General features: G+C 40.0%; 13 protein-coding genes. 5 read left to right on the forward strand and 8 right to left on the reverse strand.

Features of this window, described 5'->3' with window-relative positions:
- Positions 1-512: 512 nt before the first annotated feature.
- Positions 513-743, forward strand: coding sequence for a helix-turn-helix domain-containing protein (locus tag ACQKMH_RS16340; RefSeq protein WP_427588551.1), 231 nt, complete (start codon positions 513-515; stop codon positions 741-743).
- Between the two features lie 878 nt (positions 744-1,621).
- Here the strand turns inward: ACQKMH_RS16340 and ACQKMH_RS16345 are convergent.
- Positions 1,622-1,786: a hypothetical protein gene (locus ACQKMH_RS16345; protein ID WP_427588552.1), complete on the reverse strand. Its 165-nt coding sequence runs from the start codon at positions 1,784-1,786 to the stop codon at positions 1,622-1,624.
- 375 nt (positions 1,787-2,161) lie between these two features.
- Between ACQKMH_RS16345 and ACQKMH_RS16350 the strand changes: the two genes are divergently transcribed.
- The 4 genes from ACQKMH_RS16350 (at position 2,162) to ACQKMH_RS16365 (ending at position 7,662) form a co-directional block, all read left to right on the forward strand.
- Positions 2,162-3,079, forward strand: a complete 918-nt coding sequence (locus ACQKMH_RS16350; protein ID WP_427588553.1) for a proline dehydrogenase family protein — start codon at positions 2,162-2,164, stop codon at positions 3,077-3,079.
- A 53-nt stretch (positions 3,080-3,132) separates the two neighbouring features.
- Positions 3,133-4,674 (forward strand): L-glutamate gamma-semialdehyde dehydrogenase, encoded by a 1,542-nt coding sequence (pruA, locus tag ACQKMH_RS16355; protein WP_427588554.1) that lies wholly within the window; start codon positions 3,133-3,135, stop codon positions 4,672-4,674.
- 169 nt (positions 4,675-4,843) lie between these two features.
- The gene (gene putP, locus ACQKMH_RS16360; RefSeq protein WP_427588555.1) at positions 4,844-6,313 is read left to right on the forward strand and encodes a sodium/proline symporter PutP; all 1,470 of its coding nucleotides are present in this window, start codon (positions 4,844-4,846) and stop codon (positions 6,311-6,313) included.
- Between the two features lie 134 nt (positions 6,314-6,447).
- The gene (locus ACQKMH_RS16365; protein WP_427588556.1) at positions 6,448-7,662 is read left to right on the forward strand and encodes a PucR family transcriptional regulator; all 1,215 of its coding nucleotides are present in this window, start codon (positions 6,448-6,450) and stop codon (positions 7,660-7,662) included.
- Positions 7,663-7,957: 295 nt separating this feature from the next.
- Here the strand turns inward: ACQKMH_RS16365 and ACQKMH_RS16370 are convergent, their stop codons facing one another.
- The 7 genes from ACQKMH_RS16370 to ACQKMH_RS16400 form a co-directional block, all read right to left on the reverse strand.
- The gene (locus ACQKMH_RS16370) at positions 7,958-8,371 is read right to left on the reverse strand and encodes a TetR-like C-terminal domain-containing protein (RefSeq protein WP_427588557.1); all 414 of its coding nucleotides are present in this window, start codon (positions 8,369-8,371) and stop codon (positions 7,958-7,960) included.
- 41 nt (positions 8,372-8,412) lie between these two features.
- Positions 8,413-8,547 (reverse strand): hypothetical protein, encoded by a 135-nt coding sequence (locus ACQKMH_RS16375; RefSeq protein WP_427588558.1) that lies wholly within the window; start codon positions 8,545-8,547, stop codon positions 8,413-8,415.
- 14 nt (positions 8,548-8,561) lie between these two features.
- Complete coding sequence (locus tag ACQKMH_RS16380) at positions 8,562-9,278, reverse strand: MBL fold metallo-hydrolase (RefSeq protein ID WP_427588559.1); 717 nt, start codon at positions 9,276-9,278, stop codon at positions 8,562-8,564.
- A gap of 226 nt (positions 9,279-9,504) precedes the next feature.
- Positions 9,505-10,602, reverse strand: a complete 1,098-nt coding sequence (locus ACQKMH_RS16385) for an NAD/NADP octopine/nopaline dehydrogenase family protein (RefSeq protein ID WP_427588560.1) — start codon at positions 10,600-10,602, stop codon at positions 9,505-9,507.
- A gap of 244 nt (positions 10,603-10,846) precedes the next feature.
- Complete coding sequence (locus ACQKMH_RS16390) at positions 10,847-12,277, reverse strand: sodium:solute symporter family protein (protein ID WP_427588561.1); 1,431 nt, start codon at positions 12,275-12,277, stop codon at positions 10,847-10,849.
- Positions 12,278-12,426: 149 nt separating this feature from the next.
- On the reverse strand, positions 12,427-13,644 hold the full coding sequence (locus tag ACQKMH_RS16395) for a CdaR family transcriptional regulator (RefSeq protein ID WP_427588562.1): 1,218 nt from the start codon (positions 13,642-13,644) through the stop codon (positions 12,427-12,429).
- A 554-nt stretch (positions 13,645-14,198) separates the two neighbouring features.
- Positions 14,199-15,851, reverse strand: a complete 1,653-nt coding sequence (locus ACQKMH_RS16400; RefSeq protein ID WP_427588563.1) for a glycerol-3-phosphate dehydrogenase/oxidase — start codon at positions 15,849-15,851, stop codon at positions 14,199-14,201.
- Positions 15,852-16,018 lie beyond the last annotated feature (167 nt).

Raw genomic sequence — 16,018 nt, forward strand, 5'->3', positions numbered from 1 at the left:
TGAACAACATTTTGAGCAACCTTATGTCTTCTCCCGTTACAATAGAGCGAAAACCAAGCACAAGTACGGCACTAATTTCATTCCGCTCTATCAGTATCGATAGAACCCACTAAGGTTAACACAGCCACCCCTTCTAAATTGGGACAACCGGAGCTGATAGTGCGGTATTTTCTTTCAATACTTTTTCTTGTGTTCTTTCGATTTCTTTACCTTGTGTTATATAAATAAGCTACCTAGCATTCGGCAATTTTAACATCAATCACTTCTAATTCTTTGAATCTCTTATCCTATATAGTTAATCGTTATTGCGTCATTCTGCCCACTAGTTTAAGTAGAAAACTTCGCAACCTCACACATATTTTTAACGAACCTGTTTTTCAACCTTTTCGCTTTCGTGTTCATATGCTGTTACACAAAGTTGGCCTAGATACCAAATATTTGTGAAACTATGCGTATATTTTTGTGAAAGTTGGACGAGACTGCTAGTAAATTAAATCTAGGAGGTTATCAAAATGTTTAGATTCGGAAAAGGTAAACCACGAAGTAAGGTCGGGAAATTCATCGATAAGCATGGATATTCACAAGAGGAATTTGTAAGTGCGTCCGGAATCTCACGCAATACGATAAGCAGAGTTTGCAGCGATCCTAAGTATGTGCCATCAGCCGGAGTATTAAAGAAAATCATGAAGGCGATTCGGAGTATAGATGCTGACGCAAAGTCAGACGATTATTTTAATATTTAAGGAGAGAGCAAGTGTTGATATTAGGAAAACGCAAAACGTTTCTTTATTGGGCAGATTATAAACGTTCAGCGTCCGCATGATTTTTAAATTCCTTTAAGCGTAACGACTCACCCCGATGCATCGCACTAGTTCGATAGCGTATAATGGACGAATTGGAAAGGTAGCGGCAAGCGTACTTCTCCAAAATCACTTCTTAACTTCGTCCATTATAATACATGCTCCCATAATTCAAGCTTTCCTTTCAATGGAATAAAGTCATCCAGCAGCTGCATGTCCTTAACTTCCCAAGCTTATCCTCCCACTGTGAAGTCTCCTAAAAAAATCATTGCCTGATTCCACTTGTCCATCTTTCCAGTACTGCCTGCATCCCGTTATTTTCAATTATCATCAAACAATTTTCAAGATTACATATGTCCTTTGAGAATCCATGCCTACTAAGCAACAACTGGATTGGCTACTTGCTACAGAAAGCCTTATCCACTTTTTTACTAGTATGAATCGCCAGCGGACCACAATAATTCGTTCTCCATGACCTTGTTTCGTATTTGATCTCTCCTAGGACAAAAAGACTTGCCCATGGCTGAATTATTGGTAGAACCTTCATTATGGCAGCCTACAACTTTTGAAAATTCACTGTGTCCATGTCATGGAATATGTAAGCCTAGGCAGAGAAGTATAGCAGCCCGCTATGCTCCATATTGAAAATCCCCCACTTCTACATTAGAGGCGGGGGATTTTCAGATTGAAGTCTTTACTTCATTTATTGACTTCATAATAAACCTTTTGAATCTTTTATCCCTTATAGACAAACACGGCGGCACCTTCTGCAAGCGGGGCTTGTTATCGATTTGGGACAAGTGCTTATGTATTGACTTCATCTATTTTCGACTAAACATTTTCTTAATGAACCGAACCACAGGTAACACAACGGATTCATGTACATTCGTTAGGGCATAACCGATCAGGCCCATTACTACCAAAACCATTATTAAAGCTATTATCAAACCTGATGTTTCTCTTAGTTCTTCAAATACAGCACCCATCTCTTATCCTCCCCGGCTTGCGAACCGACTTATTTACGTCATCAATCGTTTTTTTCCACGAACCATTGCACCCGTTCTTGCTAAATAAGGTTCATTATAACGCATTGGATGATTATGGTCGAGTTTCCACCTTTATACCTACATAGTGATTTCCATCATCTCTTCCTATTTAAAGGCTTTCTTCTAGCGTTTCACTTTACTTAAAATATAAACCTTCCCTTCTTGCCATAAAATACGTGTCAATGAAAACCCTTTCATTTGTCCAAAACCGACAAATCAAAGACAGAATTATTGTTTTTTGAGAACATTGTGAATATTGTCGAAAAATCGTAAGCTTAATTTATGAAATACATCTTCTTAGGGGGTGCGCTTTATATGGAAGCCATTACAAGGGACTTTTTCTTATTTTTATCTAAAAATAATCTGCTTAATAATATTGCTAAAAAAAGCGGAGGAAATTTTGCTGCTGGAAAGATCATTGGGGGAACTGATTTCCAAAGTTCCATTAAATTCATTAAACAACTTAATAATAGCGGCTTGTCGGTTACAGTCGACCATCTTGGGGAATTCGTTGATTCTAAGGAAGTGACTCAGGAACGGACGGCAGAATGCATCGAAACCATTGAAATGATCAGCAGGGAAAAACTTGATTCACAAGTTTCTCTGAAGATGACATCTTTGGGACTTGATATCGATCATAATCTCGTCATTGAGAATATGACGAAAATTCTTGATACAGCGGAAAAACATAAAGTCATGGTCACGATCGATATGGAAGATGAAGTTCGCTGTCAGGCAACAATCGATATTTTTAGGCAGTTCAAAGAAAAATACAGCTGCATAAGTACTGTTCTACAAGCATATTTATTCCGCACAGAGAAAGATTTGGAGGACCTTGGCCAATATAAGCCATTCCTGCGACTCGTAAAGGGTGCCTATAAGGAATCTCCCGAGGTCGCTTTTCCCGAAAAGAATGATGTAGATGAAAACTATAAAAAGTTGATTAAGCAAAGTCTTCTTAACGGTAATTATACGGCCATTGCCTCACATGATGACAAAATCATCGAATATACAAAAGAGCTGGCTAAGAAACATAACATCCCAAATACACAATTCGAATTTCAAATGCTTTATGGCATGAGAAATAAAACCCAGTATGAACTGGTCAAGCAAGGTTACAAAATGCGTGTTTATGTACCATATGGTCTGGATTGGTATGGATACTTCATGAGAAGGCTTGCAGAAAGGCCATCCAATATTGCCTTTGCCTTCAAAGGGATGGTCAGAAGCTAAATATACATTCAACATTATTACTAAAAAAAATCTATGAAAAGGTGTGATGATCAATGATTTCATATAAACATGAACCATTTGTTGATTTTACAAACGAGGAAAACAAAAAAGCTTATCAGGAAGCACTTCAAACTGTTGAAGGTTACTTAGGGCAAGACTACCCTCTTTATATCGGGGCAGAAAAAGTGACGACTGATGAGAAAATCGTTTCATATAACCCTGCAGATAAGCAAGAGGTCATCGGCCGAGTATCGAAAGCGAACAGGGATCTTGCTGAAAAGGCCATGCAGGAAGCTGTTACCGCTTTTGAAAGCTGGAAAAAGGTGAAGCCGGAAATCCGCTCTGACGTTTTGTTCAAAGCGGCTGCCATCATTCGCAGACGCAAGCATGAATTCTCTGCGTTATTGACAAAAGAAGCGGGAAAACCTTGGAATGAGGCAGATGCTGATACAGCTGAAGCGATCGATTTCCTTGAATTCTATGCCCGTCAAATGCTGACGCTTAAAGATGGTGTGCCTGTTCAAAGCCGTCCGGGAGAATTTAACCGCTATGATTACATTCCATTAGGGGTTGGCATCATCATTTCTCCTTGGAACTTCCCATTTGCGATCATGGCAGGAACAGCTGTTGCCGCTATCGTTACTGGTAACACCATTTTGTTGAAACCAGCTTCGACTACTCCTATTGTTGCTGCGAAATTCGTTGAAGTCATGCTTGAAGCCGGCCTTCCAGCAGGTGTGTTGAATTTCGTTCCAGGAAGCGGAGCCGAGGTGGGCGACTACCTGGTTGACCATCCTAAAACACGTTTCATTTCCTTCACAGGTTCACGTGATGTAGGTCTGCGCATTTACAAACGTGCTTCTGAAGTGAACGAAGGCCAAATTTGGCTGAAGCGTGTCATTGCTGAAATGGGCGGAAAAGATACGATCGTCGTCGACAAAGAGGCAGATCTTGAATTGGCCGCTCAATCGATCGTGAAATCTGCATTTGGCTTCTCAGGACAAAAATGTTCTGCATGCTCCCGTGCTGTCATCGTAGAAGATGTATACGATCAAGTTTTAGATCGCGCTGTTGAATTAACAAAACAACTTACAGTTGGTAATCCTGTAGAGAATCATTTCATGGGACCAGTTATCGATCAGGCGGCATTCGATAAAATCATGAGCTATATTGAAATTGGCAAAGAAGAAGGACGCATTCTGACTGGCGGAGAAGGAGATAGTTCAAAAGGATACTTCGTTCAGCCGACAATCGTCGCTGATGTCGATCCGCAAGCCCGTTTGATGCAAGAAGAAATCTTCGGACCAGTTGTTGCTTTTTCAAAAGCGAAAGACTTTAACGAAGCTCTTGAAATTGCCAATAACACAGAATACGGTTTGACTGGGGCTGTCATTACGACAAATCGCCTGAACATGGAAAAAGCACGTGAAGAATTCCATGTAGGGAACTTGTATTTCAACCGCGGCTGTACGGGTGCAATCGTAGGCTATCAGCCATTCGGCGGGTTCAACATGTCAGGAACCGATTCCAAGGCAGGCGGACCGGACTACTTGCAGCTTCATATGCAAGCCAAAACAACATCAGAAACATTCTGATAAATATTTCATCAAAAGCAATTGAAGAGGAAATGCCCTCGTATTGGTGATGTATCTTCAACTAGATGATACAAAACCAATACGAAGTAAAATGGAGGAAGTGACAAATAGGTTGCTTCCTCTTTTCAAACGAAAAATTATATACTTTCATCCTGAAGGGAGTCTTCCTATGATCGATTTCTCATTAATACTTTCCATTAGTATTTATATGGCGGGTATGCTGTTAATCGGATATTTCGCCTACAAAAGAACCTCTAACCTAAATGATTACATGCTGGGCGACCGGGGTCTTGGCCCTGCTGTAACGGCATTAAGCGCCGGTGCTGCCGATATGAGCGGTTGGCTTCTAATGGGTATGCCAGGCGCCATGTTCGCAACGGGACTCAGCTCGATTTGGATCGTAATCGGCCTGACGCTTGGTGCTTATGCAAACTGGTTATACGTGGCACCTAGATTGAGAACGTATACGGAAGTCGCTAATAATTCCATTACGATCCCTGCTTTCCTGGAAAATCGTTTTGGTGAGGGCTCGCGGATCCTAAGGCTCATTTCAGCATTGGTTATCCTGATATTCTTTACCTTTTACGTTTCTTCCGGAATGGTGTCCGGCGGAGTCTTATTCCAAAGTACATTTGGCCTTGATTACCATACAGGTCTATGGATTTTGACAGGCGTCACCGTTGCCTATACTTTATTCGGTGGATTCCTGGCAGTAAGCTGGACAGACTTTGTTCAAGGACTCATCATGGTCGTCGCCCTGGTTCTTGTACCGATCGTCACCCTTTTCCATGTTGGCGGCTTCGGCCCTTCCATAGATACACCACGTTCCATTGATCCTGCCCTATTGAATATTTTTACCGGAACGAGCTTTTTAGGCATCATCTCATTATTTGCATGGGGACTAGGTTATTTCGGACAACCCCATATCATTGTCCGCTTTATGGCAATCAGTTCTGTTAAGGAAATCAAGAAAGCCCGTACTATCGGGATGAGTTGGATGATGTTTTCAACTGTTGGTGCCATGCTGACTGGATTCATCGGAATAACGTATTATTCCCAGAACGGTCTCAAGTTAGCTGATCCTGAAACGATTTTCATAGAGCTAGGGGAAATTCTTTTCCATCCATTCATTACTGGTTTCTTGATTTCAGCGATACTGGCAGCCGTCATGAGCACGATTTCTTCGCAGCTGTTGGTTACGGCCAGCTCTTTAACGGAGGATATATACAAAACCTTCTTCCGTCGCTCGGCTTCAGATAAAGAGCTTGTCTTCCTAGGCAGACTTTCCGTACTGATCATATCAATCATCGCACTTATTCTCTCTTGGGAGAAAAATGACACGATTCTTGCACTTGTCGGTTATGCATGGGCTGGGTTCGGCTCATCATTCGGTCCGCTTGTCTTACTCAGTCTCTGTTGGAAACGCATGACAAAATGGGGTGCTTTAGCCGGGATGGTCGTTGGTGCCGGGACTGTGATTTTCTGGTCGATGGCCGGCTTGTCCGATACGCTTTATGAAATGATCCCTGGTTTTGCCGCAAGCTTGATTGCCATCGTTCTGGTCAGTCTTCTTACAGCCAAGCCATCTAAAGAAGTAGAACAGCAATTCGAACAATTCGAGAGAACATTAAAACAATAATAGAAACCCTAAAAGGAACGGTATATGAAAGTATTCTCATATACCGTTCCTTCTTTGTGCCCCTATACACATCATCCGTTTAAAAGTATTATTAAACTAAGTTGTCATTTACTTCAAAAAACAAGGGGCCATATATGTCATTAGAAAAAATCCAAACTCTCACAAACATCAACGATATAACGGATATGGTCAGCACTTATTTAAAAAAACCAGTTGTCATCGAAAATGACCAATTTTTATTGCTGGCATATAGTTCATATTATATCGAGCACTTCGACCAAGCCAATCGACAAACCATCTTCACAAAGCACTGGCCGATTCCAATCTTGGAGAAATTCATGGATGAGGGCATTGTTGAACAGCTTAAAACAGTGCAGCATCCTTTCAGAATAAAACAAATCGAGGAAATCGGTTTAAATCAAAGAGTCGTAGTAAGCGCTGTCCATAAAGGGCAGGTCTTTGGATTCATTTGGGTCCAGGAAACGGAAATGATGGCTGACTCCGATTTGGTTTTTTTACATGAAGTTTCCCATCATATCGGCAAGCTCCTCTATCAGAAAAAACAGCTTAATATGAAAAAAGATGAAGAAAAAAATGAGTTTTACCAAAAGGTCATAGACGAAGTCTATCAAACCGAAAACCAAATAAAATGGGAAGCCGCTAACATGAGCATCCTCATTCCGGAAACTTTCCTTGTAAATGTTTTTACCATCGCTCAGTCCGATGCGGAGCTTTTCGATGAATTAACGGATACAGTCAGTCTATTCGCCAATGCATTGAATCATTTTTCCTATGTATTTACAAGTCAATTGAAAATCGTCGTCTTAATAGGCAGCAATGGGAAAGGCAATATTTCAGATAGCGCCAATGATTTAACGAACACGGTTCTTTCCCAATTCAATAACCATAAGATATTCCCGGGAATCGGAAATGAGTATTCATCGATTCTTCAATTAAGAAAATCCTATCTCGAAGCACTGGAAGTGATTAATGCAGCCAAGTTCACCGGCAATCCCGAACAGCTTCCTTTCGAATATAGTAAGCTTGGAATTTTCCGTTACCTAGAAATGATCTCCAATCATCATACTAAAACGAATTATATCAATAAGGATTTACAGATTCTTCAAAAGAAGGACCAGGAAAGCCAAACCAAGCTCCTTCAAACGATGGAAATATACCTGTTGAACAATTGCCGGATCAAACCGACAGCTGAACAGCTATATATTCATACCAACACATTGAAATATAGATTGAATCAAATAGCCGATCTCACATCGATCGATTTTGATGACTTTCATTCAAGAATCCAGCTATACATCGATTTACAGCTAATAAAGCAGAAATCTTAGGGCATTCTGCTTTTGAGGCCATATTTTTCGGAGCCCGCCCATGAATCATTTAATACACTAAGGAGTGAGGATTACGGAGACATACCCCCGTGCTCCTCACTCCTTATATGTTGTACTTCATAAACACTTTTACCAAATCACATACATTAGACCGTTTTATTTACATGTATACAGAATAAAACCAAATAGATACAAGCCAATTTAACGTTTCAAGGGAAAAACTAATCGCCAGAGGGGAACCAAAACAAAATAGCCCACAAAGGACCGTTATACCAAGACAGCCAGAAAGCCCATTTTACCCTCCCGTCAGCTCATATTTATCATGATTGATAACTATTGAATGGATTCCCTCAATATAAGTATTTAACAGTAAAGAAAAACTCTTATCGATATCAATAGCCATCCCAAACCCACCCCTTTTTTCAATTGAAGTAAACCCATGTAAAATGCTCCTTAATCCTCTCACTAAGTGAATCGCCATTTCTTCCTGCAAATCATAGGCTTGGAGTACTTGGACAACAAGCTCTACAACAGATTGTTGTGCTTGCTGTAATTCCTTGTCTTCACCATTTGGAAATCGGGTGGTGGCATCATAAAGTCCTGGATGAATTCTAGCAAATTCAACATATGCTTCACTCAGTGCAAGGATTGCATCATCACCGGAGCGTCCCGCTGCCGCTTGAAGCATGTATTCATAAAGTTTTTTCACTCCATTTACTGCTAGTTTCTGTTTTAATCCATTTAGGCCGTCTAAATGGTTATATAACGAGGGGGTGCGTATTTGTAGTTCTTGCCTAACGAAAGGTGATCATGGCCGTTTTCATCAACTAGTTCTGTAGCCTTCTGTAAAACGATGGACAAATCTATCCTTTTACGTCGAGACATCTCATTTTGACCTCCTATTTTCCTGGTTGAAGTTTTAATTCCGCTTCAACTATCGCTCTGTCTATAGAATTCCCAGGGTGTTCTAGCATCTTCCCATGACCTACAGCAAGTAATCTCGGTTTATAACTTCTTAGTTTCTTTGCACTTTCAAGTGCGATGAGTTTGTTCCAAGTCCCAAAGGCTGGAAACGGAAATAAAGGTTTAATCATTCCTGATACCGCAGTTCCACCTCTCGTTTGCAAGGCATCCCCAACAATTAAACTATGATTCCGGGTGTCAAGAAGAGAGATCGAACCAGGGGTATGTCCAGGTGAAGAAATAACTTCCAATGAACCAATACGGTCGCCTTCTTTTAGTAATAAGTCTGGTTGAGTTTTAATCTTTTTAGGGACAACTCCGCGGATTGGAGAGTTTACTTCATTTTGTAGGAGAGTAGAATTGCCAGCCAGTAATAATGCATCCCTAACAGAAATACTCACTTGTAAATCAGGGATTAACGCTTTAAGCCTGTCTAGTGCACCAACATGATCATCATGAGCGTGAGTAACGATTAATCTTGTAATCGGTTTTCCGACAACCTGAGCTGCATCCATTATACTTTTTGTGCTGTAGGGTAATGCTGCATCTATTAGTGTAAGGCTATCCTCTTCTTCTACAAAATAACAGTTCACCGGAAATACACGTGGCATGAAAGAGAGTTGAAATAATGTATCAGCCTTCGTCATTTTCATCTTTAATGAAATTCCTCCCTAAAACTAATGTGAACAATATAACTAATATGATTAGTTTTTCAAAAATATCCCATGTTCAAAGTCTTGAAATATATGTAAATAAGCACTCATCATTAAAGAACCCTTTTACATAAACAATGTCGCTCTTTCTTGAGCTTGTTTACCTAAAAGGGCTGCGATTTGTTCTGCTGAAAAATGTGGGTTTTACGAATTTATTACTGACTCCTTAAACAGAAACTTTATGCGTGCCTGTACGAACGAATTCAATGATTTCATCTTTTGAAAGTTTACTAAGACCTATATTATCAATAGTCCTTCCAGTTTGCGGGATTCCGCCAACAAGAATTTCACCTAACGTGATCATCGAATCCATTACAGGTGTGTCCAGTCCAATATGATCGGCTATTGATGCGAATGTTCGTAAACCAAAAGGAATATCTTCAGATAAATAACGAGATTGTAAAGAAGTAGGCCCTTTAATCGGTGTCAAACTGCGGCTTCCGTTCAACACTTCCCAAGTAGTTCCTTTTGGTCCATACCCTGATGTATGAAGAAGTTCAGCAATTGTCATCAACTCCAAATCAAACCATTTCCCAATTTCCAATCTTTCCTGATCCAGCTGTTCCATCACACGAATAACAGATGGGGTCATCCCTTCTTCATAAATATAAAATTCTCCATTTGAACGCTCAATGCGCCCCGCATTTAAAATCGTTCCAGGCGGATGATCGATCGGATTCATACTACTCAATCCAGCCTCAAGTACATTGCTCACAGGGGTGATAGATAAAATATCATCAAGTAAAGCCGTTGCCCATTCAGTACGAACGGAAGGAAACACGCCGATTTGCACATTAATTTTTACATTAACTCTTACTTTTCCAGGACCCTCTAGTCTTGTCGCATATGGAAGGGTATCTGATTCAGCTAGTACAACATCTTCATTTACGCCCAACTCTCTCCATATCCTTGCAAATTCTAAAGAACCAAGCGTTCCTGGCAGAAGAACAACTAATTGATCTGATTTCACTTTATCTGCTAATAGATTCGCATAGTCTTTATGTGCAAAAGCAGGGACAGCAACAAGGATAATCTCTGCACCGTTTAATGCTTGGTCAATGTCATTTGTGACCATAGCTATTTCAGCCGTTCCATTTAATACCTCACCAAGACATTCAATACGTTTCGTTTCAAATACAGCCTTCATTGCTGAGCAGAATTTCTCCATTTCAAATAGACGAACTTCGTGTCCAGCCAAACTTAAATCAGCCGCTAATGTATGACCTCCATTACCTCCACCTAATACAGCTACAGTTCTTTTCATAATTTTTTCCTCCTTCATAGCTTTTCTTCTATTTTTCATACTTTCATATTCTATTGAATGAGTAATCATGACATTGTTCTATCAGAACAAAATGTTCAGTGATTCATCCGTGATGTTTTAATAAACTAATTTTTCAGTCTTTTATTATTTCTTTATGACATCATCTATATAATGTTTTGTACAAACAATACCTGTCATAAGGGTAACTACGATTAATAACGACGGAATGAAATAAAGTAGAAAACTATACAACATCATTATTAAGCATCTCCTTATCCACCTTAATTGCAGAATTGCCTGCAACGTTGTTTTTCGTTAATGAATGGGTGATAAAAAAAGCAATGATATTCGCGATAAATCCTGGAACAACCCCAGATAAACCAAAAGGTTCATGTAACGCAAAGGTCCAAAATAAAGTGATGATCGCCCCCACAACGATTGAGGAGATACCGGCTGTTGCATTACGGAAATTCCACATGATTCCCATCACCAATGGGAATACAACAGTAGGAGCCCAAAGGTAATAAGAATATTCCAAGGCCGCGATTATACTTGGAACATTTAGAGCGAAAATTAAAGAGGCGATACCAACAATTACTGTCAGTATTCTTCCCAATAATAATTCTTGCTTGTCCGAAGTTTTTTTTCTACTAAGAAAAGGATAGATATCTCGCATAAAAGAAACGGTCGTTGAATTTAAAAAGGAGCTGGCTGTGGACATAATGACAGCTAATAATGCAGCAACTGCCAATCCAGTAACACCAACCGGCAAAAGTTCCTTTACAATGGTTGGTAAAGCATTGTCTGTTTGAATCCCAGGGAATAACACATAGGCGACTAAACCTAATGACGCTGTGATGAAGAAGAATCCAAAAGAAAAGAATCCGGCGATTATATACCCTTTTCTAGCCGTTTCAGGATCTTTAGATGAAAAAATCCGTTGTGTATAAGGCGGAATCAACGCTTCTCCTAAAAGAAATGTGACGAATAAACCAATAAAGGTAGTTACTTCCCAATTGCCCAACAAGGTGAAATGAAAATCCGGAACTTTTGCAAGTAACGTATCCGTACCGCCCACCGCAAACAATCCAATGATAAGCGAAAGAGGCAATATGACACCAAGCAGTACAAATTGAAGAACATCCGTTTGAATGACGGCCATAACTCCTCCAAAGGACGTATAGAGAATGACCGCTCCCATCCCGATTAGAATCCCTACAATCGGAGGTATATCCAAGATTACTTTAAGCATAGTTCCTAACGCTAAAGCTTGTCCCCCTATAATCCCCGTACATAATCCAACTGAGAGAATACCAGTTACTAATTTCGCTTTTTTTCCGTAGTGATTTTCCATAATATCTCCAACGGTTTGTGCTCCTTTATAAGCTTTTAACCGCGGGGCAATAAAATAACCAATCAATACACTAGCAATCCCATATGCACAAAATGCAAACAAAAAGACATACCCATCTTTATATACATTTCCCGCCATTCCAGTCGAGGCACCTCCTCCTAATACGGAAGCCGCCAAACTGGCAAAAAGAATGGAAATTGTAACTTTCTCTCCTGCAACATTATAGTCTTTTACTGTCTGTATGCGTTTACTTGTTTGATATCCAATAACCGCGATAAATGCAAAATAACCTACAACAAAGATCCAATCTAAGATTCCCATACCCCTTCACCCCTTTTCAAACTAATAACCTAAAACAGTTTCTCCCTCTCTAATTTGAATTATATTAGTTTAGGGTCATTCGAAGCATCGTCATCTCCGCCTAATTATTCGAATAGATATAAGAAGTAGTTTGTGCTAACAGCACAATGCTAATTTCCTTTGTTTTCTGGTTCAAGTATCAGCATCAGTTTCACCGCAAGATAAAGTTCCAGGGCCTCCCTAAAGTTCCGTAAATTCTTCCCTGTAATTTGTTCGATTTTGTTCAATCGATAAAAAAGTGTATTACGATGGACGTTCAATGCTTTCGAAGAGTTAATCGGACTTAAGCTAGACTCACACCAAGCTGTGATCGTTCGAAATAATTCATCACAATCTGGGAACTGTTTCAGGTTTATAACGGTTTCTTCTACGAAATGATGCGCTGTATTTTTATGAATATAGGATAGTAATTCTTCTAAAACCAAATCTTTTATATAAAAGATATCTGGATGATCCGTCATTTTTTTTCCGATTCTCAGCGCCCGCCAAGCAGCATGGTAGGAATTATTAAGATCAGACAAACTTCCAATGGTTCCAATTCCAATTGAAGCGTCAATTCCTAACTCCTTTAATTCTCCAATAAGCTGTTTACACTTCATTTTAATCTTTTCATAGATTTCTTCTTCATGCATTTCATTAGCCAACATATGAAATACAACATATTTATCAGACCCTAAGGACACTGCAATATCCTGATTATTCGAAAAGATTCTTTTAATTTTCGATTCTATGTTTATCTTTAATGATTGAATATATATTTCTGGTGAATCTTGCTTTAACGCTTGCTGATGAATTTCACTCGCAATGTGATTGAATTGAAAGAGATCGATAACGATCGTTATGCGAGGTGGTTTTAAATCATAACCCAATTCCCCTCCTCGAGTTAGCAATAGCATTTCATCACTATGGTTGGGATCGAAAGCCGCAATTTCCTGAACGAGGCTTTGTAAAGCCCTTTCACGTAGAAGTGAAGATTTATTGATGATTTCCTCACGCAATAAAATTTCTGCATACTTTTTAGCTAACCTCCCAAACTTTGCTACTTCATTGGGATATCCAGTGATGCCTAATGTACCTACATATTCCCCTGATAGTTCTATCGGGATTGTTATTCCAGGCTTTACTCCCTTTAAAGTACTTGATACTACCTCATTATGGGTCATTTCCTTACGACGAAATATGGCTCCAAGGGAAGCTTGATGCAATGTGCCAATTCTTGATTGGTCACTTGAACCAAGCACCATTCCGTGTTTATCTGTAATCAGCACTTCATGGCCAATTACTTCACTGGTTATGTTCGCAATTTCTTGAGCAAGCTTTTCTAACAAAATATCCCCCACCTTATTTTCTTACTGAAATATATTATTTTCTTTTTATATTACACTCACTTTAGTTCCCCAATTGTACAGAAACTAAAAAAACCAGCTCTCATTAAACTTGAACTGGTTTGTGATGAAAAATGATTATTTTTTACATAAAAAACTAAATCCATTAATTTCAAGACATATTTTCCTTGTCTCGAACCTATTCGTGCTCCGAAAAATCAGCATTTAATCCCCAATGATTTCGGATCGAAAACGGGCTCCAAACCTTTTAAGCAGTTATAAAATCAGATAATCAAATTTCCTCTTTATATATTTAGAAAATTCAAATTAAACGGTTGGGATAATTATATTTCATCTTAATCATTTATACAATAAGAGCAGGTACGGCTAATCTTCTCTGATGATGAGCTTGTTCTATTCGCCAGCATTCTATCATTGAATACACGCTGAGCAGCATTGTACTCATCTCTTACACACACAGCTATAACTAGAAAAAATCATGGAAAATAAGATAAACGCCAGCATAGCTACTGGCGTTTATCCGTTTCAGGTATAAATCAGGATACTTTAATAGCACCAAGTATTTCATGTTCCAGTTGATTGGATCTTTCCATCTTCATCGATTCCGTCCATCCGAAATATCCAGCCATATAATCAATCACTGATTGTTTATGCGTTTGGACTAGATCGATATCGAATAACAGGGTCCCGGTCCTGCGGAAGAAGAAATCCACTGGAGTTGCGGCCATTTCATGATCTAGTGCGTATTTCAGCTGTACGAACAATTTCTGCGGGAGGCCACTACTTGTTCCCCCATCTCTTTCGCTTTTTGCGATATTGAATAACACAGGTGCATTAGACCCGTACATGGCCAAAATCCCCTCCGAATCCTTAGCAGTGAGGCCTGAGGCGACCCCCATTTGAATATGTTTCTTGATATAATCGGAGAAGTTTCTTGATCCCCCGACATCTCCTCCTGAAATCGGCATTCTTTTTGTATTGCTGGCAGGGTAAGTCTTATTTGACTGCTCGGAAAGCTTGCCTGCGACAAGGTCAACCGTCGTTTTTGCCATTTTGCGATACCCGGTCAATTTACCTCCCGCAATCGTGATAAGGCCCGAATCGGATTCCCATATTTCATCTTTCCTTGATATTTCGGAAGGGTCCTTTCCTTCTTCCATTATCAACGGCCTGACTCCTGCCCAGCTTGATTCGATATCCCCATCCGTAATTTTCACTTTTGGAAACATATAAGCAATCGCCTTTAATAAATAGGCACGGTCTTCCGAAGTAACGGCCGGAACAGCGGGATCGCCTTCATAAAAAGTGTCCGTAGTCCCTACATAAGCTTTGCCGGCTCTCGGGATGGCAAAGATCATCCGTCCATCAGGTGTATCAAAGTAAATCGCCTGCTTCAACGGGAATTTCGATTGGTCGATGACCACATGAACACCCTTTGATAACTTCAGCGTTTTCCCCTTTTTCGATTGGTCTTTTTCACGGATGGAATCCACCCAAGGACCTGCTGCATTAATAACTTTGTCTGCGTGTATTTCATACGTGTCCCCTGATAGTAAATCGGCAACTTGAACGCCGGTCACCTTTCCATTTTCATATAACAATTTATCTACTTTTGTATAATTTATCGGTGATGCACCTTTATCAACAGCTGCCTTCATGACTTCAATCGTTAAACGGGCATCATCTGTCCGATATTCGACATAGTAGCCTCCACCCTTCAGTCCCTCTTTCTTTACGAGAGGCTCACGTTTTAGCGTTTCATCAACAGAAAGCATTTTCCTGCGTTCAGCTTTTTTTACTCCTGCAAGGAAATCGTATACACGGAGTCCAATGGAGGTACTGAATTTCCCAAAAGTGCCTCCTTTGTGCATCGGCAGCAGCATCCATTCCGGCGTGGTCACATGCGGTCCATTTTCATAAACGATTTCCCGCTCTTTCCCAACCTCAGCAACCATTTTTATTTCAAATTGCTTCAAATAACGCAAGCCGCCATGGACCAGTTTTGTCGAGCGACTTGAAGTACCTGCCGCAAAGTCCTGCATTTCCACCAATGCCACTTTCATTCCCCGGGTCGTTGCATCCAGGGCGATCCCTGCACCCGTAATTCCCCCGCCAATCACTACCACATCATATTTTTCTTTTTTCAGAAGTTCGATTGTTTCTTCCCGATATTTATTTGAAAACCTCATGCCTAACTCCTCCTTTAAGTAATGCCTTCTTTTGGTCGAGCAGCTTGTTTTCCTGGTTTATTCGCACTGTTTACACGTGATTTGGGTCATTCTATTCAATTGGTTCATTTGTTCGCATAGTAGTTTATATAGATATTAATATCCCTAATCCGCCTTAAAAAACAAAA

Origin of the sequence: Peribacillus sp. NPDC097895, assembly GCF_050277555.1 — a bacterium.
In the GTDB taxonomy this organism is placed as follows: Bacteria; Bacillota; Bacilli; order Bacillales; family DSM-1321; genus Peribacillus.